The organism is Pacificimonas aurantium (genome assembly GCF_020092905.1).
In the GTDB taxonomy this organism is placed as follows: Bacteria; Pseudomonadota; Alphaproteobacteria; order Sphingomonadales; family Sphingomonadaceae; genus Pacificimonas; species Pacificimonas aurantium.
Map to the genome: position 1 here is coordinate 934,083 of NZ_JAGSGB010000002.1, position 22,227 is coordinate 956,309.

General features: G+C 65.1%; 21 protein-coding genes. 15 read left to right on the top strand and 6 right to left on the bottom strand.

What is annotated here, in order from left to right:
• Positions 1–44 precede the first annotated feature (44 nt).
• The 7 genes from KCN53_RS11225 (at position 45) to KCN53_RS11255 (ending at position 6,247) form a co-directional block, all read left to right on the top strand.
• Positions 45–374 (top strand): hypothetical protein, encoded by a 330-nt coding sequence (locus KCN53_RS11225; RefSeq protein ID WP_143712218.1) that lies wholly within the window; start codon positions 45–47, stop codon positions 372–374.
• An 18-nt stretch (positions 375–392) separates the two neighbouring features.
• Positions 393–2,015 (top strand): methyl-accepting chemotaxis protein, encoded by a 1,623-nt coding sequence (locus tag KCN53_RS11230; protein WP_088712354.1) that lies wholly within the window; start codon positions 393–395, stop codon positions 2,013–2,015.
• Between the two features lie 232 nt (positions 2,016–2,247).
• The gene (locus tag KCN53_RS11235) at positions 2,248–3,783 is read left to right on the top strand and encodes a protoglobin domain-containing protein (RefSeq protein WP_224199621.1); all 1,536 of its coding nucleotides are present in this window, start codon (positions 2,248–2,250) and stop codon (positions 3,781–3,783) included.
• Between the two features lie 85 nt (positions 3,784–3,868).
• Complete coding sequence (locus tag KCN53_RS11240) at positions 3,869–4,213, top strand: flagellar biosynthesis regulator FlaF (protein WP_088712352.1); 345 nt, start codon at positions 3,869–3,871, stop codon at positions 4,211–4,213.
• Positions 4,214–4,326: 113 nt separating this feature from the next.
• Positions 4,327–5,211: a flagellar motor stator protein MotA gene (motA, locus tag KCN53_RS11245; RefSeq protein WP_088712351.1), complete on the top strand. Its 885-nt coding sequence runs from the start codon at positions 4,327–4,329 to the stop codon at positions 5,209–5,211.
• A 124-nt stretch (positions 5,212–5,335) separates the two neighbouring features.
• On the top strand, positions 5,336–5,725 hold the full coding sequence (locus tag KCN53_RS11250; protein WP_172406308.1) for a response regulator: 390 nt from the start codon (positions 5,336–5,338) through the stop codon (positions 5,723–5,725).
• A gap of 3 nt (positions 5,726–5,728) precedes the next feature.
• Positions 5,729–6,247: a chemotaxis protein CheD gene (locus KCN53_RS11255; RefSeq protein ID WP_088712350.1), complete on the top strand. Its 519-nt coding sequence runs from the start codon at positions 5,729–5,731 to the stop codon at positions 6,245–6,247.
• Positions 6,248–6,290: 43 nt separating this feature from the next.
• On the opposite strand, the gene KCN53_RS11260 is transcribed toward KCN53_RS11255, so the two are convergent.
• From KCN53_RS11260 to KCN53_RS11280, 5 genes are read right to left on the bottom strand one after another with little or no spacing between them, the layout of a single operon-like run.
• Complete coding sequence (locus KCN53_RS11260; RefSeq protein ID WP_172406217.1) at positions 6,291–6,452, bottom strand: hypothetical protein; 162 nt, start codon at positions 6,450–6,452, stop codon at positions 6,291–6,293.
• Positions 6,425–8,386 carry a histidine kinase dimerization/phospho-acceptor domain-containing protein gene (locus KCN53_RS11265; protein WP_088712349.1) on the bottom strand — a complete coding sequence of 654 codons (1,962 nt, stop codon included), beginning with the start codon at positions 8,384–8,386 and terminating at the stop codon, positions 6,425–6,427. Before KCN53_RS11265 ends, KCN53_RS11260 begins: the two co-directional genes overlap by 28 nt.
• Complete coding sequence (locus KCN53_RS11270; RefSeq protein WP_088712348.1) at positions 8,367–8,828, bottom strand: response regulator; 462 nt, start codon at positions 8,826–8,828, stop codon at positions 8,367–8,369. The genes KCN53_RS11265 and KCN53_RS11270 overlap by 20 nt, the downstream gene beginning before the upstream one ends.
• Before the next feature lie 42 nt (positions 8,829–8,870).
• The gene (flgB, locus tag KCN53_RS11275) at positions 8,871–9,302 is read right to left on the bottom strand and encodes a flagellar basal body rod protein FlgB (protein WP_088712347.1); all 432 of its coding nucleotides are present in this window, start codon (positions 9,300–9,302) and stop codon (positions 8,871–8,873) included.
• Position 9,303: 1 nt separating this feature from the next.
• Positions 9,304–11,985, bottom strand: a complete 2,682-nt coding sequence (locus KCN53_RS11280; protein ID WP_088712346.1) for a hypothetical protein — start codon at positions 11,983–11,985, stop codon at positions 9,304–9,306.
• Positions 11,986–12,088: 103 nt separating this feature from the next.
• Here KCN53_RS11280 and KCN53_RS11285 point away from each other — a divergent pair, with 103 nt between their 5' ends.
• The 6 genes from KCN53_RS11285 to flhA all read left to right on the top strand — a co-directional run bounded on the left by KCN53_RS11285 (position 12,089) and on the right by flhA (position 19,459).
• Complete coding sequence (locus KCN53_RS11285) at positions 12,089–13,123, top strand: flagellar motor switch protein FliG (RefSeq protein WP_088712345.1); 1,035 nt, start codon at positions 12,089–12,091, stop codon at positions 13,121–13,123.
• 19 nt (positions 13,124–13,142) lie between these two features.
• Positions 13,143–13,814, top strand: coding sequence for a FliH/SctL family protein (locus KCN53_RS11290; protein ID WP_088712344.1), 672 nt, complete (start codon positions 13,143–13,145; stop codon positions 13,812–13,814).
• Between the two features lie 133 nt (positions 13,815–13,947).
• The gene (gene fliF, locus KCN53_RS11295) at positions 13,948–15,552 is read left to right on the top strand and encodes a flagellar basal-body MS-ring/collar protein FliF (RefSeq protein WP_088713420.1); all 1,605 of its coding nucleotides are present in this window, start codon (positions 13,948–13,950) and stop codon (positions 15,550–15,552) included.
• A gap of 34 nt (positions 15,553–15,586) precedes the next feature.
• The gene (fliN, locus tag KCN53_RS11300; protein ID WP_088713419.1) at positions 15,587–15,976 is read left to right on the top strand and encodes a flagellar motor switch protein FliN; all 390 of its coding nucleotides are present in this window, start codon (positions 15,587–15,589) and stop codon (positions 15,974–15,976) included.
• Between the two features lie 3 nt (positions 15,977–15,979).
• Entirely contained in the window at positions 15,980–17,314 is a 1,335-nt protein-coding gene (locus tag KCN53_RS11305) for a sigma-54-dependent transcriptional regulator (RefSeq protein WP_088712343.1), read from the top strand.
• A gap of 6 nt (positions 17,315–17,320) precedes the next feature.
• On the top strand, positions 17,321–19,459 hold the full coding sequence (gene flhA, locus KCN53_RS11310; RefSeq protein ID WP_088712342.1) for a flagellar biosynthesis protein FlhA: 2,139 nt from the start codon (positions 17,321–17,323) through the stop codon (positions 19,457–19,459).
• A 2-nt stretch (positions 19,460–19,461) separates the two neighbouring features.
• Here flhA and KCN53_RS11315 read toward each other — a convergent pair whose 3' ends face one another.
• The gene (locus tag KCN53_RS11315; protein WP_143712217.1) at positions 19,462–19,839 is read right to left on the bottom strand and encodes a hypothetical protein; all 378 of its coding nucleotides are present in this window, start codon (positions 19,837–19,839) and stop codon (positions 19,462–19,464) included.
• Positions 19,840–20,059: 220 nt separating this feature from the next.
• On the opposite strand from KCN53_RS11315, the gene KCN53_RS11320 reads away from it, so the two are divergent.
• Both KCN53_RS11320 and KCN53_RS11325 read left to right on the top strand, forming a co-directional pair.
• A complete protein-coding gene (locus tag KCN53_RS11320; protein ID WP_172406216.1) occupies positions 20,060–21,514 on the top strand; it encodes a flagellar hook-length control protein FliK in 1,455 nt (484 codons plus the stop codon).
• A gap of 14 nt (positions 21,515–21,528) precedes the next feature.
• On the top strand, positions 21,529–22,194 hold the full coding sequence (locus tag KCN53_RS11325; RefSeq protein ID WP_088712340.1) for a flagellar hook assembly protein FlgD: 666 nt from the start codon (positions 21,529–21,531) through the stop codon (positions 22,192–22,194).
• Positions 22,195–22,227 lie beyond the last annotated feature (33 nt).

Consider the following 22,227-nt stretch of genomic DNA (forward strand, 5'->3'; position numbering starts at 1 on the left):
CAAGGCCGGAAGAAAACTCAACCCGGATGGAGACATCGCCCATCATGACCGGCCGACGCCCCGGCAACCGACTGTTCCCGCTCCCGGCCGCGTGGAAAACGCGCGCCGCGATCGGAATGCATGCAGCCGTCGTGACGTTGGGCGCGGGTCTGATCTTCTTTCCGCCTGCAGAGGGTCCGATGCTGATCCTGCCCCTAGAGCACACAAGCGCGGCAGAGGCCGTGACCTACGCCGCCGGCGCCGACGCGCGGCCCCTCGGTCCCGGTCCCTACGCCGGATCTCTGGCGGTCTGGGCCAACAGGGATGCGCTGGCCGCGTCGCCGTCGCCTTTTCGCAAACTCGTTCTCGCCATCCCCTTTCGCGGATGTGCCTAAGCTTACCGGAGCCGTTCAATGACCAATATCACTCTGGACGATCTGCGCGCACAAGGAATGCGCCTGCTGGCCGCCGAACTGGCGGCACTTGCCCTGATTGTCTGCATATCCGCCATCGTCGTGGGCGGTGACCGTTGGCTCGCGGCGCCGATCGCACTGGCGCTATGTGCGTATCCCGCGTTCGCCGCAGTCACGAAAGCCGCCGGCAGCGGGCCGCGCATCGCCATGACGCTGGCGCTGCTGACCATGCCGGCGCTGCTCCTCTATGTCTTCGCGGGCTTCGCCTGGCAGACCGACCTGCACATGCTGTTCTTCGCGATCCTTGCGACGGTCGTGATGGTCTACGACCTGAAGGCGATCCTGGCGGGCACGGTTCTCGTTGCACTGCATCATGTCGGCCTGAGCATCATCGCCCCGGAATGGGTCTTCCTGAACGGCGGGTCTGTCCTTCGCGTCGGGCTTCACGCCGTCATCCTTGTCGTCGAGACCGCCGCCCTCGTCTGGCTTGCCCAGCGCACGGTCGCCTTCCTGGCGCAGGCGCAGGAAGAAGGTGCCCGGCGCCTGGCCGAAGAGAGGGCGAACAACGCCGTGCGCGAAGAGGAATCGCGCAAGCTGAAGGCGATGGTCGGCACCCTGAAGGACAGCTTCTCGGCCCTGAAGGAAGGCGATATCTCCAGCGATGTCACGGCGGAATTCCCGCCGGAATATGGCGAGCTGAAGAGCAATTATAACGATGCGCTGGCATCGCTGCGCGAACTGGTCGGATCCGTCGCCGAAGGCGCCGCGGCCATCCGCAATGGCTCCAACGAAATCACGCAGGCGTCGGAAGACCTGGCGCGGCGCACCGAATCGAATGCCGCCAGCCTGGAGGAGACCTCAGCCTCCCTGGTGGAAGTCGACAGCCGGGTGAAAGCCTCCGCCCAGGCCGCACGTCGTACCGTCGACCGCGCCGACAAGGCCATCTCTACCGTCGGCGCAGGCCGCAGCGTGGCCGGCGAGGCCGTCCGCACCATGGGCCGCGTCTCCGAAAATGCGAAGGACATCGATGCCGTCATCGAGGGCCTCGACAAGATTGCCTTCCAGACCCGCGTCCTTGCCATGAACGCGGCGGTCGAAGCAGGCCGTGCCGGTGAGGCGGGCCGCGGCTTTGCCGTCGTCGCCGACCTCGTCTCCGCGCTCGCCATGCGCGCCGAGGAAGAGTCGAAGAATGCCCGCGAGCAGCTGACCCTGACCCAGACGGGTATCCAGTCGGCGGTCGAAACGGTTGAAAAGGTCGACGGCGCGCTTGCCGACATCTCCTCCGACGTCAGCGAGGTCCACGACCTGCTTGATTCGATGGCGAAGGACAATGAGGCGCAGTCTTCGGCGCTGACCCAGGTCGCCGCAGCCATTGGCGAGATGGACAAGTCCACGCAGCAGAATGCCGCGATGGTCGAGGAAACCTCCGCCGCCGCGCGCAGCCTGTCGGGCGAGGTCGAGATGCTGAGCAACCAGGCGGGACGGTTCAAGACGGGCGGAACCTCCTCCACCAGTCGCAACGTGATCAGCCTGCCGAGCCGCACGTCCGAGCCCGCCCCGGCGCTCCCGGTCGCCGCCAAGGCGAACGGCGCTGCGAATGACGGGGACTGGACGGCCTTCTGACCGCAGCCGACGTCATCATGAAAGCTTAAGGGCCTCGCCTGCATTTCCCGCAGGCGGGGCCCGATTTATAAGTACATGATCCCAAATTATGAGTATATTTGCGCAATAGATTTTTTACCTATTTGCGATTAACCTGAGTAGCTTTTTGGTTAAAAATAACTCCAAGCGGCAATCCCCCATCTGGCGGCATCCTATAGAGTCCCATCAAGTTTTCGGGGCTAAGGAGGCCATAGTGAAGCAAGAAATTCAATCTCGCTTGGATTTCATGGAATTCGACAAGCGGCAGCGGTCCATATTGTCGCGCATGCAGCGGCGGGTCGCCGCGAGTATAGACAAGGCTCTCGACCGGTTTTACCGCAAGGTCGAAGCAACCCCGGAAACAGCCGAGTTCTTCAGCAGCGCATCGCATATGCGCACGGCAAAGTCCGCTCAGGCGAAACATTGGGAACGGCTCGCTTCCGGAACTTTCGACGATCATTACTATGACAGCGTGCGCCGCATCGGGTCTGTTCATGCGCGTATCGGCCTGGAACCGCGCCTGTACATCGGCGCCTATGGGCTTGTTCTTGAAAACCTGATCAGAGACATTGGCGGCGGCCCCGCCTGGTTGCCGGCCTTTTTGCGCCGCTCGCGCAAGTCGGACGCGGTGGTTGCTCTCGTAAAGGCAGCGCTCCTCGACATGGAAATGTCGGTCTCGGTCTATTTCGAGGAAGCCCAGGCGGACCGCGAAGCCGCCGTCAGCGCGCTTGCCGACGGCCTGTCGGCGCTCGCACAGGGTGACCTTACCCGCGCCGTCAACGGACTGCCGGAAAGCTTCGCCGAGCTGGAAGCGAGCTATAACCGCGCGCTTGAGCAGCTCCGCGACCTGGTCGGTTCGGTCGCCGAAGGCACGACCTCGATCCGCGGCAGTGCGGGCGAGATCATGCAGGCGTCGGAAGACCTGGCGCGCCGCACCGAAGCGAACGCTGCCAGCCTGGAACAGACCGCAGCGTCTCTGGTCGAAGTCGAAGGACGGGTGAAAGCTTCCGCGACCGCGGCGCGCAATACCGTCGAGCGCGCGAACGAGGCGACGGAATCCGTTGCGAGCGGGCGTCAGGTGACCGGCGACGCGGTGCAGGCGATGGAGCGCGTCTCTGAGAATGCGCAGGCCATCGATGCCGTTATCGAGGGCCTCGACAAGATCGCCTTCCAGACCCGCGTTCTCGCCATGAACGCCGCGGTCGAGGCAGGCCGCGCCGGTGAAGCGGGCCGCGGCTTCGCCGTCGTCGCCGACCTCGTCTCCGCGCTCGCCATGCGCGCCGAGGAAGAGGCGCAGAGCGCGCGTGCGCAGCTAACCCTGACGCAGACCGGCATCGGAACGGCTGTCGACGCGGTCCAGAAGGTCGATGGCGCGCTGTCGCAGATTTCGACCGGGGTCAGCGCCGTGCACGAACTACTGGGATCGATGGCGAAGGACAATGAAGCGCAGTCGAGCGCGCTGACCCAGGTCTCCTCGGCGATCGGCGAAATGGACAAATCCACGCAGCAGAATGCCGCGATGGTCGAGGAAACCTCCGCCGCCGCGCGCAGCCTCTCGAGCGAAGTGAACGAACTCGCCTCGCAGGCGGCCCGTTTCGATCTCGGCCTGTCCCGCAGCGACGTCAGCAGTACGCCCCGCACTGCCGCGCTTCCCGCGCCGTCCACACCCGCGACGCGCGCCGTACCGGCGGGCCCGGCGCTGGCGCATGCCGCGGCGTCCCAGCCGGCAGGCGAATGGACCGCGTTCTGAGCAGGAGGAAAAACTTGCCGCCGGACGCCCGCGTCCGGCGCAAGTCCTGCCTAGAATAGAAGCGTAGAAACGACAGGAAGATCCTATGTCGCTTGCCGCCTATCAGAAGACGAGCACAATTATCGAGCAGCCGCGGGATACCGAGCGCCGGCTTCTCAACCTTGTCACGGGCCGGATGATTTCCGCACGCGACAGTGGTCTGAAGGGTGTCGCGCTGATGCCCGTGCTCCACCACAACCGGGAAGTTTGGACTGCCTTCTCCTCGGCCTGCGGTGCCCGCGGGAACGAACTGCCGCAGCAGCTTCGGGCCAGCATCATCTCGCTCGCCATCTGGGTCGACAAGTTCACCAGCGACGTCATCGCCGGACGTGAGCCCATAGACGACCTGATCGACGTGAACTGCACCATGATCGAGGGGCTGGCCTCCTAGCCCCGCAATTTCGCCGCCGGTGAAACAGAATTTGTTTCGCCGGCCCCCGCCGTCCGAAGTCCAGTCGCCTATAATTTCGGGATATTGGGCCAAACAGCGCAGAAGGAACGACCGTGTTCAACGGCATCGGGTTCTTGATCATTCTCGGCTGCGTCTTCGGCAGCTTCATCCTCGCCGGCGGCAAGATGGACATCGTGCTGTATGCGCTGCCGTACGAGATGATGGCCATCGCCGGCGCGGCCCTCGGCGCCTTCCTCGTGTCCAACTCGATGGGCACCGTGAAGGCAGCGGCCAAAGGCCTCGGCCGCAGCTTCAAAGGCGGACGCTGGAAGGAATCCGATTACCGGGACCTGCTGACGCTGCTGTTCGGACTGCTTTCGACATTCAAGAAGGGCGGCGCGACCGCAATCGAGCCGCACCTAGACAATCCGCACGACAGCTCGCTGTTCGGCGCCTATCCAAAGCTGCTGAAGGACCATCACTTGGTCGAGTTCATCTGCGACTATCTGCGCATGATGACGGTCAGCTTCGAGGACCCGCACCAGCTCGAGGCGGCCATGGAAGCCGATATCGAGCGGCATCATCATGAAGAGCTGGCGCCGCAGCATGCGCTGCAGACCATGGCCGACGGCCTGCCGGCCATCGGCATCGTGGCCGCCGTGCTCGGCGTGATCAAGACCATGGGGTCGATCGACCAGCCGGTGGAAATTCTGGGCGGCATGATCGGCGGCGCGCTGGTCGGTACCTTCCTAGGCGTGCTGCTGTCCTACTGCGTGGTCGGTCCGCTGGCGTCCAAGCTTCACGCCACCGTCGACGACGACGCGAAGATGTTCGACCTCGTCAAGGTCGCCATCGTGGCTCACGCCCACGGCCTGCCGACGCAGGTTGCCGTGGAGCTGGCCCGACGCATGACGCCGTCGACCTACGCCCCCTCCTTCCAGGAACTCGAAACCGCTCTCGACGAAGCAAAGGCCGATCTCAATGCCGCTCCAGCATGACCAAGGCAGCGTGAAGCTGCCGCCACATTGTAATCTCACGGTCGCGAAGGAGCTTTGGCCGCTCCTCAACGACGGCACGGTCGACCGCATCGACGCCTCCGAAGTCACGGACCTCGGGCAGGCAATGCGTGCCGCTTCGGCAATCAAAGTCATGGTCGTCGACGATCAGGCCAGCATGCGGGCCATGATCCGCAGGTCCCTGCAGGACTTCGGTTTCAAGGACGTGCGCGACAAGGGCGACGCCAGCGAGGCGCTGGCCTCGGTCCGCGACGACCGCGTCCACCTTATCATTTCCGACTACAACATGCCGGGAATGGACGGCATCGAGTTCCTGGGCGAGGTGCGCAAGGACCCCGTCATCGGCAAGACCGTGTTCATCATGCTGACCGGCTCTGCCGAGAAGGATGTCGTACAGAAGGCTGCCGCGCTCGGCGTGAACAACTATGTCGTGAAGCCCTTCACTCCCGCCGTTCTGAAGGAAAAGATCGAACGCGTTTTCGGTCCGCTGAACTGATCGATGGCGCGCATTCCTATCATACAGGGCGAATATGCGGTCTCCGACCAGCCCGACACGGTGATCACGACCATCCTAGGGTCGTGTGTGTCGGTCTGTCTGTACGATCGCCAGGCCAAGCTGGGGGGCATGAACCACTTCCTCCTCGGCAAGCCGGCGAACGACCAGGTCATCAACCCGCGCGACATGCAGCGCTACGGCGTCCACGCCATGGAGCTGCTGATCAACGACCTGATGCGTCGCGGCGTCGAACGGCGCCGACTGGCGGCGCATCTGTACGGCGGCGCGAACATGATGTCCGGCCTAGGCCGCATTGGCACCGACAATGCCGAGTTCGCCATCGGCTTCCTGGAGATGGAAGGGATCACCCTGGTCCATACGGACCTGGGCGGCACCTGCGCCAGGAAGCTGGAATTCATGCCTTGCGAAGGCCGTGCCCGCTGCATCGCGGTCAGCGCCGACGCCGCGCCGCCGATGCGGCAGCCCGAGGCGCCCAAGACCGGAGAAGTGGAGCTGTTTTGAGATGATACAACCACAGTCGATCAAGGCGGCCGCCCAAGCCGGATCAACCGATCACCTGGCGAAATTCCTGCAATCCGCGATCGCGGAGGAGATCCGCCATGTGCGAGCTCTCTTGGAACAGATGGCCGAAGTCCTCGTCTCGGACGAGCGTTTCGCGATGAACTTCCTCGAGCAGCTTCAGACCTTCGACATGATCATCCAGCATGTCGACGAGAGCGCGACCTGCAGGCGCACATTCTTCTGAACCAGAAGCGGGCGCATGAACCCCGCAGCGGAATTGACCGTGTCCTCCAAGTCGACGACTTCTTCGCGCGCCGAATCGACCCGCGCATAGCGCGAGATGCGATCGATGATCGAGCGCGCGCGCTTCACCTGCTCGGCAATCTGGTCAAGCTTTACCTTGGCCTTGGCGACCCGCGGGGAGTCCTCGTCTTCGAGAATGAACTCGGCATTCTCCGCCGAGAGTGAAATGGTGAACAGCGGCTGCTTCAATTCGTGGCTGAGCGCAGAGGCCATACCGCCCAGTTCCATCAGACGCGCCTGCTGCATCTGGGTTTCGCGGCCCAGCTTGTGCTGACGCATCTCGAACAGGCAGCCGGTCATCCAGTAGTTGCCGCGCCCTTCACGCGCGATCAGCAGATACCAGGTGTCCGGATCGTCCGCGTCGCGAAATTCGACATAGATATTCTCGTCGCCCTCGCGCGCCTCGAGCGAGTTCAGGTCGTTCGGGTGAACCCGCATCCGGGACGGCGCGGTCGGTCCCTCGAGGTTGATGCGCTGATAGACGAGAAGACCGCGCCGCGGGTCGAAGGCGATCTCCGTCAGCAGCTGCAGGTTGATATTCTTCTGCAGGTCACGAACCTCGGTCACCAGCCGCTGACGCTCGGCAAGCAGCGACGCATGGCGGTTGTTCTCCTCGACGAACTGGCCGATCGGAATGCGGAATTCCGCGAAGGTGAAGCCCTTGGGCCGTTTCAGGTCTGGATTGGCGAAGTTGCTGACGACATCGGTCCACACGTCAAGCGAACTGCGCAGAAGGCGCTGAAGGCTGATGACGAGCAGAATGAGGAGGCCGACCGCCATGGCCGGCAGGCGGAACTTCTCCAGCAGGTTCGCGAAAAGCCCCTGATAGATTGAGGAAGTCGGATAGAGGAACGCGTAGTCGACCCCGTTGCTCGTGTCGTTCTGGGCGATGCAGGCCCGCAGCCAGTAGGCGAAGGTGTTCCGATCGTTCGCGCCTCCGTCCGCCCGGTCGCGGTCGAGGAAATCACAGCCAAGCCGGGACAGAACCTCCGGCTCGCGCAACGCGTCGAGGCTCGTGGAGACGGCCACTTCGGAGCCGTTGTCGTGGAGCGGCCAGTAGATCGGTGTGGGGCCCGGTTGCAGATTGCCGCGCAAGGCCTGGATCGCAATCTCGTGATAGACGTGACGCTGCTCGCTTTCGAAGGCGGCGGGGAAATCGCGGACACCGGATAGGAGGACCGCGAGACCGCCAAGCATGGCGACGAACAGGACGCTCGCGGGAAGAACCTCCTGCAGATAGATGAACCGCCGAAGCTGCAGTTTTCCGGTCCGCCAGTTCCGGGCCAGCGCCAGTGTGACGGCATCGGCCAGCGCCGCCAGCATCACGTCGGTGAGAAGCTTTCGCAGCATCGAAACCTGGATGACGATGCCCGGAGCATCGTAATGAAGCGTCAGGAACAGGTAGGACGCCAATGCGCCCACCGTCAGATAATAGACGAACGTCTTCAGGGCGAGCGACTGGATCCGGTTCCTGAGGAGACCAAGGAAGACGACATTGCCGACCGACAAGCCGATGGTGAACCAATGTCCCCACCACATGAGCGAAGGCAGGCTGAAGACGAAGGCCGCCAGAACGCCCCAGCGGAACCCGAACCAGCGATAGACCAGAAAATAGAAAAACGGAGCGAGGTAGAGCTCCATTCCCGGCGCGATGACGATGCGCTCGCAACTGGCCAGAAGGGCTGCGACGGCGCCGATCGCCCAAAGAAGGAGGACGAGCGGGCTGACGCTTTCCAAGCGCGAGCGCAGCCGGGTCAGGTTGAAGGTCCCGACCTGGCGCGACAAGGAAGACCGCAGGGCAAGCGGCGCGATCCGGTCATTCGTTCGCGTTTCCATGACAGCGCGTATCCGCAGCCCCGAGCTTGCTTTCGACAAGTGGGAGCAGTTCGCGTGCGCTGATCGGCTTCGTCAGGACCGTGGCCCCATACCGATCAACGATCGCGCGGGCGCCTGCTTCCAGATCCATATGCCCAGTCATGAGGATGAAGCATGAGATGCTTGCTCGCAATTCCGGGTTTATACCTATGTCGGCGAGGAATTCGATACCCGAACGGCCAGGAAGGTTTAAGTCGCAAATAATAGCAATGGCCTCGCGACCCAAATGCATGAAGTCGAGCGCGTCTTCCGCGCAGTTAACTCCTCTTACCGAATAGCCGCGCAAATCGAAAAGCTCGATAAGCTCGCCAAGCAAGTCCGGTTCGTCCTCGACGACGAGAACGCCGCCTTTGTCCCAGCTCCCCAAGCCGAACCTCCATACGCATGCAAACTCATCGTCCATAACATGAACGTCGGCCCGGGCAAAGTTATGGCGATCAGATATTTACCTACCGCCAGACCCTACGGCAGTCTTGATCAGGCCGATATTCTTCCTGTACAAGTTGGTCATGGCAGTGAAATCAGCCTGAATCTGACCTACTTTCAGCATTTCCATTTCTAGACTGACATTGTTTCCGTTCGGTTTCGTTTCTATTCCGTCCCGAACTTCTACTGTATTTCCGGCATGATGTTGGGCCGCCCCTAACTGAGACATTCTGGATGTAATCTGAACAGTAGGCTTGCTGACGCCGGCAGACGATGCTCCGGATGAGACGCTGTTCAGCAAAGAACTGAAGTCCTGCGACTTCACGTCGCGCGCGCGGAAGCCCGGCGTTTCACTGTTGGCGATGTTCTCCGAAACCACTTTCTGGCGCTGGGACAGGCCGCTCATGCGGTCCTTGATGCCGGAAAACAGTGCGATCGAACCACTATTCATGTCAGACTCCAAACATGATGGTAGAGCCGCTGCCCGACGAGAGCCGGTCCAGTGCGGCCTGGTAGTTGGCGGCGACGGTGTTCCAGCGAGACGCCGACGCGCCGCTGGCTATGGGGTCGGCAGTTTTTGCCTTCGCATCGTCCCAATATAGAGAGCGATAGGCCGACTGGGACGTGGAGATTGCCGATTTGATCCGCTTGAGCGCCAGCGCGGCATCCGCTTCCGTATCGAGAGACAGCGACAACGTAAGGTCGAGGCCGTACGCGCCGCCGGGACGGACCTTCGGTCCATCGTCGTCGGGAAGGTCGGGCGCGGCCAGCCGCGTCGGCGCAAGTCCCAGCTTCGACAGCGCGTCGCGGCCGGTCGTGCCCGCGATCAGCTGGATGTCCTCGCCCGCCTTGGCAGTGATCTGAAGCGATCGCATGCCGTCCTTGATCGGCGTCATCACCGTCAGCTTGCCGCGGGCGGCGTTGGTGATCCGGTCGGCGAAGTCCTGCAGCGTATCTCCGGCCTCGACGGTAATCGTACGCTGCGCGCCGTCGCCCACGCGCAGGACAAACTGGTCGCCCGCCCGCAGCGCAGTCTGGTCGACGAGCCGCGAGGATTCGTTCGGGGTGAGCGTGCCGCGATGGAGGCCGAGCGCCGGAAGGATGCCGGCACCTCCGGCAGCCGCAGAGACATGGACCGCTTCCATCGTCGACGCCGGCCGTCCGAACTGCTGGACGGTTTCGACTGCCTGGCCCGCCACGTCGATGCGCGCGACGAATCCATCCACCGCGCCGAGCCGTCCATCTCCGAAATCGCCGCTCGTGCGCCCGCCGGCGTAGAGTTTGCCGTTCATGAAGCTGAGACTGTCGACCTGATCGCTGCCCGGCGTGTCGATGGACAGGCTGTTTGCAGTGACGAGATCGCCCGAGAGCAGCGTGACGCGCCCTTCGTAGAACCCGTCTGCAGCAATGGTGCGACCGCCCACCGCAACGGTACCGTCATCGCCTACCGCAAGACTGGAAACACTTTGCGTGCCGAGATCATAGCTCTGAAGAACATTCGAGAAATCCGTGCCGTCGAGCCGGCGCACCCAGCCATTGCCGTCCCCCTGCGTGAGCACGAGAACATTGCCGTCGGCCTCGACCTGAATGCCGCGCACACGCTCACTGCCGCCGAAATCCAGCAGCTGGCGGCTCTGGAGCGCGCCCGTGGCGCTCAGCTTCGCAACCACAGCGTCGCCGCTCGCGGACCGGCCACCCACGACGACCGAGCCGTCGGCGGCGGTCGAAACCGCAAGCGCTTCGTCTGCGCCGATAGCGCGCACGGCCGTCGAAAAGGCCTCCGATCCGTCGGCGCCGAAACGGGCGACCAGCAGATCCCCATCGGTATTGGCGCCGTCGAAGAGGCCGTTGACCGTGCCCGTAACGACGACCCCGCCCTGCGCCGACAGGCTGAGCGAGGCACCCGTAAGCTCGCCGCCCGAGTCGAGTGCACGCTCCCAGACCGTATTGCCTTCGCTGTCGAGCTTGCTCAGCACCATGCGCTCACGGCCGGTGGCGACCGAGCTGCCGACGTCGCCGCTCGTAGAGCCGATCAGATATGTAAACCCTTGCGCATCGGTAACCGAAGCCGCGGTGGCGCGCGGAGCCGTCAGAGGCGCGGGTTCCTCCTCATCGGAGGCCGGTTTCGGCGCCGTGAGTGCCGCCTTCTCCTCGCCCGCGCTGTCGAGCGCCGTCACGGTGGCAAGCCGGGCCGGGTCGAGCGTTGCTGCCGGGTCGGAAAAGCGGAATATCTGCGTTTCGGTCGGCTCGTCCCGTCCGGACCGGTCGGCGGCGACCATCAAGGCATCTGCGGCGCCGACCTGATCGATCGAAATCGTCTCGAAGCCCAGACGGCTGATCGAAAAGCCCCATTTGTCGCCGAATTTCTCGGCCGTCAGGACGACCTTCCAGCGCGGCAACACATTGCCGTCCGCATCGAGCACCGGATTTCCGTCGCTTCCCATCAGCGGAATGGCCGAGATGGCATTGTTCAGCGCGTCGGCGATGCTGTCGAGAGTGGGCGGCTGCGGTGTGGTCGAGAGGTCCACGGTGACCGTATCCGTCACCCCGCCCGCCTTCGACATCGTGATCTGCAGCACCTCGCTGCCGGAAACGCCCGGAAGCGGCGTATCCCGTGTCGGCACAACCCCCGTCCCGGCAATCTCCATCGCCGCGCCCTGATCGCGAATGGGAACGGTCTCCGCCCGGCTGGAGGGCCGCGCGAATGAGAGGTCGAGCTTGTCGGAGGCGGCGCCCGCCAGGAATCCCTGAAGCTCTGCCAACCCCTTGGTGAATGTCTCGTTCAGCCGCGCCCTCACCGCGTCGTTCGCCGTGGAACTGTTCGCCGCCTCGGCCAGCACCTTCAGGCGGTCGAGCGCCTTGTAGGTGGTGAAGGTCGTCTGCACGTCGCCCGGCAGTTTGTCGGGGCCGGTCGTCGGCGGGTCGATGAAGCTGCGAAGGGCGCGCACTGCGCTGACCTGGGGTGACTCGGCGCCCTCGACCTTCCAGGGCGGCGTGGTGCCGGGCAGCGTGAAGAGCGCCTTCGCATCCCTGACACGCTGGCTTTCGAAGGCCGGCGACAGCGCCGAATAGCCTGCAATCGCATTGGTACCGGAGAGCAGGGAGTAGCCGATCAGAGCGTTCGAGAGGTTCATAAAATTTTTCCCACCTTCACCGACGAAGCCCCGAACTCCTCCTATAGTAAGCCGGTACGAGCCCGAGGGGCGGGCAAGGGCGCTCTTTTTTCACGGAGACGATATGACCGGGACGAACCTTGTCGGCGAGCCGGCCGAGCTGAAGCGGTTCACGGGACCGCAGCGCGCGGCCGTCGTCATGCTTGTGCTCGGGCCCGAAATGGGTGCTCCCATCTGGGAAGAGCTGTCGGTCGACGAAATGAAAGAACTGTCGGCGGCGATCGCCCAGCTGGGCCGGGTTCCGACCAATGTCGCCGAGCATCTGCTCGTCACCTTCTCCGGCGAGATGGGGCATATGAAGTCCCTGCACGGCTCATTTGAAACGACCGAGCGCCTGCTGCGCGGCGTCGTTCCCGAGGACCGGCTGAACGAGATCATGGAAGACATTCGCGGCCCATCGGGACGCACCATGTGGGACAAGCTGTCCAACGTGAACGAGGTCGTCCTGGCGGCCTATCTGCGCAGCGAATATCCGCAGACCGTCGCCGTCATCATGTCGAAGCTGAAGCCGGATCACTGCGCACGGGTACTTGGCGCCCTGCCGCGCGATTTCGCGGTGGATGTCATCCAGCGCATGCTGAAGCTCGACCATGTGCAGAAGTCGGTGCTGACCGAAGTCGAGCAGACGCTGCGCTCGGAATTCATGAACAACCTGTCGCGCGCCCAGACGAACGATCCGCACGAGCAGATGGCCGACGTTTTCAACGCCATGGACCGATCGAACGAAGAGGCGCTGCTGACGGCGCTGGAAGAGAATATCCCGGATTCGGCCGAACGGATCCGCCAGCTGATGTTCACCTTCGAGGACCTGGCGACGCTGCTGCCGACCGCGCTCGCTGCGATCGTCAAGAACGCCGACAAGCGCCAGATGGCGCTGGCCCTGAAGGGCGCAACGGAAGAAATGCGGGAGCTGTTCTTCGGCACCCTGACCGAGCGCGCCGCGAAGATGCTGCGCGACGACATCGCGACCATGGGTCCCGTCCGCGCCCGCGACTGCGAAGAGGCGCAGAGCGCGCTCGTGGCGCTTGCAAAGACGCTCGCCGAACGGGGCGAAATCGCGCTCGTCGATCCGGGCAGCGAAGAGTCGATGATTGTCTGAGCGCGGAAAGCCACCAGAGATGTCTTCGGCCCTTTCCAGTTCGGTCCGGAAGTTCGAGTTCGACCGGATTTTCTCGCCAGCCGCGAACACGCCGGCGAGCACGGCCGACCTGCATCTGAAGCTGGCCGAGTCCGAAGCCGAGCTGACTCGCCTGAAACGCGAGATGCAGGACCATCAGAAAGAACTGGAGCGGGTGCGCGCAGAAGCGTTCGAAGCGGGCGCCGCGCAGGAACGGGCGAAGCGCGAAGAGGACATGCGCCTCCTTGCCCGATCCGTTCTCGACCAGCTCTGCCACCTCGACGATGCCCTCGACAGCGCCACGGTACGCCTGGAAGGCCAGGCGGCCACGATCGCGCGCACGGCAGCCGAAGTCATTGCCGGCCGGGCGTTGAACGATTCGCCTGCTGAAACCATCGACGAAGCCATCGGCCGCGCCCTGACCCAGGCCGCCCGCGGCGACGAGCTACGCATCTTCGTCAATCCCGCCATGGCAGGCGAAGTGGAAGCGCTTGTCACCGAGCGGCAGCGCCGCGACAGGCGCCGCCTGAACCTCGTGGTCGTCCCCGATTCCGAGCTTGCCCGCCACGATGCGCGCATCGACTGGGGCCAGGGCGAACTGATCCTGTCGGCCGAAACGCGCGCCGATGCCGTGCGCCGCGAATTCGAAGCGCTGTTCCCCGCCGCCGAATAGCTTTTAGGCCGGAGGGGCGCTTATTTCCCACCCGGCAAATTTTTCCCCCCTCAGCCAGACCCGGCTCGCCCGCCCCTCCTATTAAGAAGGAAAGCGGGCCGTACGGACCCGCCAAGCAGTTGTGGGAAGCCTGGTGGAGCGACTTCGGACATTTCTCGAGAGCCTGGGCGCGCGCCGCCTTGCCATGATGGGCGGCGTCGCCGTGCTTCTGCTCGCCGGCATGACGTTCGTCGCGGTACGCGGATCGTCGCCGCAGATGGGCTTTCTGTTCACCGATCTGGATCCGGGGGCAGCGCAGTCCATCTCCGAGCAGCTGCAGGCGCAGAACATCCCCTTCCGACTCTCCGCCGACGGCACCTCGATCATGGCACCGCAGGACCGCCTTGCCGACCTGCGCATGCAGATGGCCGGCGAGCGGCTGGGTGGAAAGATCGGCTATGATATCCTAGACGAGGAAGAGCCGTTCGGCATTTCCGCCTCCCGTGCGCGCCTCAACGAGACGCGCGCGCTGGAGGGCGAGCTGATCCGCTCGATCCAGAGCCTGGAGGCCGTCACCCGCGCACGCGTGCACATCGTCATGCCCGAGCGGGCAATGTTCGCTGCCGAAGGCCGCAAGGCCACCGCCGCCGTCACCGTGGCGACGCGAGGCCGCCTGCCCTCGGAGACGGTGCAGTCGATCCGCTACCTCGTGGCGTCCGCCGTCCCGGAACTGACCGTGGAGTCGGTTTCCGTCGTCGACAATACCGGCGCGCTCCTCGCGCGGGCCGGCGCACCCGGGGAGATCGGCGCGGCCGAGGCCGACGAGCGCCAGCTCGCGCTTGAAGAGCGGCTGCGGACCGAAGTCGAAGCCCTGCTCGAGCCGATCGTCGGCCTGGGCAAGGTGCGCGCCAAGGTCTCCGCCCGGATCAATCGCCGCGTGATGCGCGAAGAAGCCAATATCTTCGATCCCGACGGGCAGGTGATCGCACGCCAGGTGAGCGTCGAATCTAGCGACCAGGACACGGAAAATGCGGGCGCCGACGAGGCGGCCACCGTTGCCGACCAGCTGCCCGAGAATTTCGACGCCGCCGGTGCTGGCGGGCCGACCCGGGCCGCCGCGCGCACCGAAAGCTCCGAGGATACGACATACCAGAACAGCCAGACCCGCCGCATCGTGACCGAAGGTCCCGGCACCGTCGAGCGCCTGTCCGTGGCCGTGATGATCGACGGCGGTGAAGAGGGTCTTGCAGCCGAGGATATCCAGCGCCTGACGCGGCTGGTCGAAACGGCGGTCGGTGTCGACGCCGAGCGCGGCGATACGGTCGTCGTCGAGAGCATGCCCTTTACCGACACCGCCTTCGAACCGCTGGGCGAACCGGGCATGTTCAGCTTCGTCACGACCGACATGATCGTCGACCTGCTGAAGCTGGTGCTGATCGGCGCAGCCGGCCTGATCGCCCTGCGCATGATGAAGCCGCGCGAAGCGCTCGCGGCGGCCGGTGCGGAGGTGGCGGCTCTGCCGGGCAGCGATCCCATCGATCTGGTGAACGAAAACGGCGCGCAGGGAGCAGAGGGCTCGGCCGCCGCGCTGGAAGGGCCGGAGGAGACCGCCGCCGCGCAGAACCAGCTGAGCAAGGAAATCTCACGGCGCCAGCTCGCCGGAAGCGTCGCGGAAGACGCAGTGATGAAGGTGGGCGATGCCATTTCGGAAAGCCCGTCCGAGGCCGCGGTAGTAATCCGCAACTGGCTGAACAGCTGAGGAAATTCGACAGGCAATGGATAACGAAGCGAACATGACACAGATACCTGCCGACGTGGCCGTCACCCCGGCCTTCGAAGATCTGGGAGCTGCCGAGCCAGCCTCCGATCCGGCCACCGCAGCAGCAGACGCCCGTGCCGAGCACGCCGCTCCGGCCGAGGCCAAGGGCGTGGGCGGCCTGCGGTCGAGCCTCCTCGCCGTGCACGATGTGCCGGTGAAGGTGAAGGTCGTCCTCGGCCGGTCGCGCATGCGCATCGAACGGCTGCTGGAACTGGAAGCGGGCGCGGTCGTCGAGCTCGACCGCCGCGTCGGCGAACCGGTCGACGTCTATGTGAACGACAGGCTGATCGCGCGCGGCGAAGTTGTCATGATCGACTCCTCGCTCGGCGTCACGCTGACCGAAGTCGTGCGGCAGGACAGCTAGACCATGCCACGCTCCATCCGGATGCTGATCATCGCGCCGTCGCAGGGCGAAATCCTGGAAGCCGCGGCGATCGCCTATAACGAGGGCGCCGAGGTCTCGATCAACGCCGACATCGAGGCGGGTCTCCAGGAACTGCGCACCTCTGGCGCCGACCTGGCCCTGATCGACGTCTCGCTCGACATCGGCGCGTTCCACTCGCAGGCGAAAGCCGAGCGGATGGTGGTGCCAATCCTGGGTTGCGGGGTCGATGCGCCGGCGCGCCAGGCCGTCGCGGCCATCCGGGCGGGTGCGCGCGACTATGTCCCCCTGCCGCCGCAGCGCGACCTGATCGTTGCGGCCATAAATTCGCTGATCGAGCGCCCTCCGGTACAGCTTCACGGCGAGGACGAGGCGCTGAGGAAGGCAGTCTCGCTCAGCCTCAGCGTTGCGGAAAGTTCGGCCCCGGTGATGTTCTCCGGCGAGCGCGGAACCGGCAAGACGATGCTTGCCCATGCCGTGCACGAGGCCTCTCGCCGCAGCGGCCGGTTCGTCGTCGTAGAGTGCAGCGGGCCACAGGACATCGTTGGATCGGAACTGTTCGGCCATGAAGCCGGGGCCTTCGCCGCTGCCCGGGAAACCCGCCGCGGCGGTCTGGAAAAGGCTGCGGAGGGCACGCTCGTCCTGCGCGGGCTGGAGAATCTCGGCCTCGAAAACCAGTCCCAGCTCAGCCGCAGCCTGCGCGACCGGTCCTTCGTACGCATCGGCGGGAGCGAACGGATTGCGCTGACCGCGCGGATCACGGCGACGACGGCCGCCAACCCGGACGAAGAAGTGAGGGCGGGACGGCTGCGCGCCGACCTGGCCGAAATCCTCGGCTTCGTTCAGGCCAAGCTTCCGCCCCTGCGCGACCGCGGATCGGATATCCGCCTGCTGGCCGACGCATTCACGCAGAGCTACTCCGAGCTGGATAGCACCGGCCTTCGCCGCCTGACCGAGGAGGCTCACCGCCTGCTCGCCGGCTATACCTGGCCCGGCAATATCCGCGAACTGGAAGACCTGGTTCACCGCGCAGTGCTGCTGTCGGACGCCGAAGCGATCGAAACGCGCCACCTCGTCCTGGCGGACGGCACGCCGCTCGCCGAACAGCCGAGCATGCGCAGCGTCAGCGGGCAGCCGATTTCGAGCCTGGTCGGCCACACGGTCGACGAGGTCGAGCGCGCCCTGATCCTCGAGACGCTGGAGCATTGCCAGGGCAATCGCACCTCCGCCTCCAACATCCTGGGAATTTCCGTCCGGACGATGCGCAACAAGCTGCGCAGCTTCGCCGAAGCCGGCATTCCCGTACACCCGGCCGGATAACCCAAGATGAGCGGCAACCAGGCAGTCGGAGCGGCCCTCTTCGCGGCGCTGTTCGAGCGTATCGGCGAGAGCCGCGACCTGTTCCTTGCGGGCGGCGTCGTGGCAATCATCGCCATGCTGCTGTTCCCCATGCCGGGCTGGATGCTCGATTTCGGGCTTGCCCTGTCGATCACCTTTTCGGTCATGATCCTGATGACCGCGCTGTTCATCGAGAAGCCGCTGCAGCTGAGCGCCTTCCCGACCATCCTTTTGATTGCCACGATGCTGAGGCTGGGCCTGAACCTGGCCTCGACGCGGCTCATCCTCGGCAAGGGTCACGAGGGTCCGCAGGCGGCCGGCAACGTCATCGCCGCCTTCGGCGAGTTCCTGATGGGCGGCGAAACGGTCATCGGCCTGACCATTTTCGCAATCCTCGTCGTCATCAACTTCGTGGTCATCACGAAGGGTGCGGGGCGGATCGCCGAAGTGGCAGCGCGCTTCAGCCTCGACGCCATGCCGGGCAAGCAGATGGCCATCGACGCCGACTTGTCCGCCGGTCTGATCGACGAAAAGGACGCGCGCGCCCGGCGCGAGGAAATCGAGGCCGAGAGCGGCTTCTACGGTGCCATGGACGGTGCCTCGAAATTCGTGAAAGGCGATGCCGTCGCCGGCCTGTTGATCACGGGCATCAACATCATCGTCGGCCTGATCGTCGGCGTCGCCATCTACGGCGTCGAATTCGGAGAGGCCTTCCGTACCTACACCATCCTGACCGCCGGCGACGGGCTAGTCAGCCAGATCCCGGCGCTGATCGTTTCGACGGCGGCCGGCCTGCTGGTGTCGAAGGGCGGCATGCGCGGCAAGACGGGGGCTGCGCTCGGCGAGCAGCTGGGCCGTTATCCGCAGGCATTCGGCATGGCTTCGGGGCTGACCGCCATCATGGCGTTCATGCCGGGCATGCCGTTCCTTCCCTTCGCCGCCTTCGCCGGCGCGACCGGCTATGCCGCCTGGACGCTGTCGAAGCGGGCGCAGGACCGCGAAGTGCAGGCTGCCTTCGAAAAGGCCGCTGCCGAGGAAAAGGCTGCTCTGGAAGCGGAGGAGCCGATCAGCGAGACCCTGTCGATCGACGCCGTGCGCGTCGAGATCGGCTACGCGCTGCTGCCTATCGTGAAGGGCGAAAACCAGGAGCCGCGCCTCGACGACCAGGTCAAGGCACTCAGGCGGCAGATGGCGCTCGACTACGGCTTCGTGCTGCCGTCGGTTCGCATCACCGACAATCTGGCGCTGCAGCCGAACGAATATATTGTCTATGTCCGCGAAACGGAGGCTGCGCGCGGCCAGGCCCGTCTCGACAAGCTGCTGGTCATCAATCCCGGCGGCGGCGTCGACGGCATCAGCGGCGAGCCGACCGAGGAGCCGGTCTTCAAACTGCCCGCCCTGTGGATCGAACGCAGCCTGCGCGACGAGGCGGGCCTGCGCGGCCTGACCGTGGTCGACTGCGGAACCATCATCACCACGCATCTGACCGAGGTGGTAAAGGACAATATCTCCGACCTGCTGTCCTATACCGAGACGCAGAAGCTGCTGTCGCAGGTGCATAGCGACACCGCCAAGCTGGTCGACGACGTGGTGCCGAACAAGATGTCCATGTCCGCCGTCCAGCGGGTGCTGCAGAACCTGCTGGGAGAGGGTGTGTCCATCCGCGACATCCCGACCATCATGGAAGGCATGGCCGAGGCGTCGCAGATGAGCGGCAATCTGATGATGATCACCGAGCATGTCAGGGCGCGCCTCGCGCGGCAGATTTCCGCGCAGTATATGATCGACGGTTCCATTCCCGTGGTGACGCTCTCCCCGGCATGGGAAGAAGCCTTCGCGGCGAATATCATCGGCACGGGCGACGACCGACAGCTGGCCATGCCGCCGGCCGCGCTGCAGGCCTTCATCACTGCCATCCGCGACACTTATGACCGGTTCGCGCAGCAGGGCCAGGTTCCCTGCCTGCTGACCAACCCCGGCGTTCGCCCGTTCGTCCGTTCGATCATCGAACGTATCCGGCCCGCCACGGTCGTGCTGTCGCAGAACGAAGTTCACAGCCGGTCGCGGGTGCGTGCGCTCGGAACCATCGAAGGCGCCCCCGCGCCTGCGGAAACTTTCCTAGAATAGACTCAAACCCTTTCGGGAACCCGACGCTTGAATATTGCCTTCCCCTTTTCCGCGCCGACCGGCGCTCCGGCAGTGACCGGCCAGGCCGTACCGTCCGTTTCCGCCGTCCCGGGCACGGGCAAGGGGGCCGGCGCGCCCTTCGCCGCCCTGCTTTCGCCTGCCGGACGCGGCGTGGCTGCGGCTCCGCCGATGCAGCCGGTAGCCGGGGACCCGGTCACAGCCAGCGCGCGACAACTCGCCTCCGCCTTCGGGCTGCCGTCCCAGGGGACACCACTGTCGTCGATGACCGCAATCGCCTCAGCGGCGGGAAGCGCGACATCCGTACCTGCCCCGCCCGGAGCTGCGCCGACTGCTTTCCAGAGCGCCCCGCCGGAAGCCATTCGCTCGGCCGAGCCGACATCGAGTGAGGCAGTTCCCCCACGACCGGGTGCGGCGCCCTCATCGGCTAAGGAGGCAACCCCGCCAGCGACGGCAGCGCCCGCACCGACAACTGCAGCATCACCGCCCTCGCAAGCGAGCACCGTTTCGACAGCGCAGCAAGTCGCCGTAAAAGACGACGCCGGCGGCATTCCGAGCGCCACAAAAGCGCCCGAAGCGCTGATGGGGGCGTCCCGCACCCGCCCTAATTCTGCGACCGCAGCACCTGCGCCCGCCACGGAAACCCCCTCCGCCGCGAACCGCGCTGCTGCAGAGACCGAAGCGACACGCGCCGACGATGGCGCCTCGGCCGAGCGACCGGCACGCAAGCTGACCACTTCGGCGGCGACGCCTGCGACACCTGCGAAACATGTACCCGCTCAGGCATCCTCCGCGGACGTCAAACAGCCGAACGCCCAGGCGGCCACCTCGACAGATCGTGACGTGGCCCGGCAGGCAGAGGGCGGGACTGAACGCGCCGCTGCGGCTGCGACGCGCGCCAAAGACGCCGCAGCAGCGCCCCAGCATGTCGGCAATGGCCGTCCGGGGACAGCTCCTCCGACTTCCGCCAAGGGCGAGCAGGCCTCCGCCGAACGCGTGGCCGGTGCCGGTGGCGATCGCGCCGAAGCCCGCGCCCCCGCTCCCGCCCTCGCCGGAAACGGCGACGTCGCGGCAGATGCCGAGACCCACGCCGAGCCGTCCGCATCCGCTGCAGGCTCCCGCCGCATCGATACCCAGACCATGGACGCCAAGACTGGACCTGTCAGCACTGACGCCGCGAACGAGCCGCGGGACGTTTCCGCTGCCGACGACGCCGCTCAGCCCATGGCCGCGAATGACAGCTACGTCGCTGCACAGACGGTGCAGTCCGCCGAACCGCTGGCAGCGTACCAGGACCCTGTGGCGGCGGCCCCGGAGAGCGCCGATTCTGACGCCGATGCGCTGGAAAGCGCACCGGCAAGTTCACGAACCGCCGAGAGTGCTGCCCGGTCAGACGCCGGTGCGCGCGCAGATACCCAGACGGGCGCCGAAAAGGGACCAGCCACCGCTCAGGCCACTACGACTGCAGCTGGACCCGACGCCGCCAAGGCGCCCCTGGGCGAGACATTTTCCGATCATCTGCCGGACGCGCAGCTTGGCGAGGTGCAGGCAGAGCGGACGAGCGAACGCGTGACGACGGAAACCCTGCAACGCGCAGAGGCGAACATGCCAAAGGTTCACGCCCAGTCCGGGCGCATGGGGCAGGGCCTGTCGCTAGAAATCACCAAGCGGATCCAGGCCGGTCAGACCGAGCTTACCGTGCGGCTTGAACCCGCCGATCTCGGACGGGTCGAGATCCGCCTGGGCTTCGACGAGACCGGCGCCCTGAGGACCCTGTTCTCGGCCGACAACGCCGCCGCGCTCGACCTGCTGCGCAGGGAAGCGGGCGAGATGACGCGCGCACTTCAGGATGCCGGCGTTCGCACCGATGCGAACAGCCTGGACTTCAGCGGCGGACGGTCCGGCGAAGGCCAGCGCCGCAGCGCGTCGGCTGCCTCCTCCCCGGATCTCGGCGAGACTTCGGACGCCTCCACGCAGGCCATGAGCGAGGCGGCTGACATCCGCGTCGCGAACGGCCGCATCGACATCATGGCCTAGGAAAGACCACCCACATGACAGCCATTTCATCCGCTGCCGCGGCCTCGCAGGCGTCGCTGCCGACCGAAAGCGCCCTGTCCAAGGCCACGGCGGACTTCGACATGTTCCTGAACCTGCTGACGACGCAGATGCAGAACCAGGATCCGCTCGATCCGATGGATTCGAGCCAGTATACCCAGCAGCTGGTGCAATATGCCCAGGTCGAACAGTCGATCGAGCAGACGCAGGTGCTCAAGGACATTTCGGCGCAGCTGTCCGCACAGGACGTCGCGCAGGCCGCCGGATTCATCGGCCGCACGATCGAATATCAGGGCGCCTACTCCGGCCTTGGCGAACAGCCGGCGAGCTGGGCCTGGGACAGTTCGGTGACGGTCCCCAATCTGAAGGTCAGCATCCTCGATGCCGGTGGCCAGACGGTCTACAGCAATGTCGTAGAGAGCGGGCAGGCCTCTGGCACGTTCAGCTGGAACGGCGAACTTGCCAACGGTCAGAGCGCGCCGGCGGGCATCTACCGCCTCTCCCTGAGCGGTCTTTCCGAAGACGGCCGCAGCCTGCCGGTATCGGTTCGCGGCTCCGGCCGGGTGACCGAAGTCCTGAGTTCGGGGGCCTCGGTCGACCTGATGGCGGGCGGCGTGGCCGTGCCGGTCTCGGACCTTGTCCGCGTTGCCCAGGGAAGCTGAGGAATAACGAAAATTCATCGTTAACGCAGCGTT

Excerpts from the sequence above, each read along its gene's own strand:
- KCN53_RS11225 (WP_143712218.1), top strand. The coding sequence starts at position 45 with ATGACCGGCCGACGCCCCGGCAACCGACTGTTCCCGCTCCCGGCCGCG.
- KCN53_RS11230 (WP_088712354.1), top strand. The coding sequence starts at position 393 with ATGACCAATATCACTCTGGACGATCTGCGCGCACAAGGAATGCGCCTG.
- KCN53_RS11240 (WP_088712352.1), top strand. The coding sequence starts at position 3,869 with ATGTCGCTTGCCGCCTATCAGAAGACGAGCACAATTATCGAGCAGCCG.
- KCN53_RS11250 (WP_172406308.1), top strand. The coding sequence starts at position 5,336 with ATGCGTGCCGCTTCGGCAATCAAAGTCATGGTCGTCGACGATCAGGCC.
- KCN53_RS11255 (WP_088712350.1), top strand. The coding sequence starts at position 5,729 with ATGGCGCGCATTCCTATCATACAGGGCGAATATGCGGTCTCCGACCAG.
- KCN53_RS11260 (WP_172406217.1), bottom strand. The coding sequence starts at position 6,452 with ATGCTGGATGATCATGTCGAAGGTCTGAAGCTGCTCGAGGAAGTTCAT.
- KCN53_RS11265 (WP_088712349.1), bottom strand. The coding sequence starts at position 8,386 with ATGGAAACGCGAACGAATGACCGGATCGCGCCGCTTGCCCTGCGGTCT.
- KCN53_RS11270 (WP_088712348.1), bottom strand. The coding sequence starts at position 8,828 with ATGGACGATGAGTTTGCATGCGTATGGAGGTTCGGCTTGGGGAGCTGG.
- flgB (WP_088712347.1), bottom strand. The coding sequence starts at position 9,302 with ATGAATAGTGGTTCGATCGCACTGTTTTCCGGCATCAAGGACCGCATG.
- KCN53_RS11280 (WP_088712346.1), bottom strand. The coding sequence starts at position 11,985 with ATGAACCTCTCGAACGCTCTGATCGGCTACTCCCTGCTCTCCGGTACC.
- KCN53_RS11285 (WP_088712345.1), top strand. The coding sequence starts at position 12,089 with ATGACCGGGACGAACCTTGTCGGCGAGCCGGCCGAGCTGAAGCGGTTC.
- KCN53_RS11290 (WP_088712344.1), top strand. The coding sequence starts at position 13,143 with ATGTCTTCGGCCCTTTCCAGTTCGGTCCGGAAGTTCGAGTTCGACCGG.
- fliN (WP_088713419.1), top strand. The coding sequence starts at position 15,587 with ATGACACAGATACCTGCCGACGTGGCCGTCACCCCGGCCTTCGAAGAT.
- KCN53_RS11305 (WP_088712343.1), top strand. The coding sequence starts at position 15,980 with ATGCCACGCTCCATCCGGATGCTGATCATCGCGCCGTCGCAGGGCGAA.
- flhA (WP_088712342.1), top strand. The coding sequence starts at position 17,321 with ATGAGCGGCAACCAGGCAGTCGGAGCGGCCCTCTTCGCGGCGCTGTTC.
- KCN53_RS11315 (WP_143712217.1), bottom strand. The coding sequence starts at position 19,839 with ATGGCTTCCGGCGGGGCGCTCTGGAAAGCAGTCGGCGCAGCTCCGGGC.
- KCN53_RS11320 (WP_172406216.1), top strand. The coding sequence starts at position 20,060 with ATGGGGGCGTCCCGCACCCGCCCTAATTCTGCGACCGCAGCACCTGCG.
- KCN53_RS11325 (WP_088712340.1), top strand. The coding sequence starts at position 21,529 with ATGACAGCCATTTCATCCGCTGCCGCGGCCTCGCAGGCGTCGCTGCCG.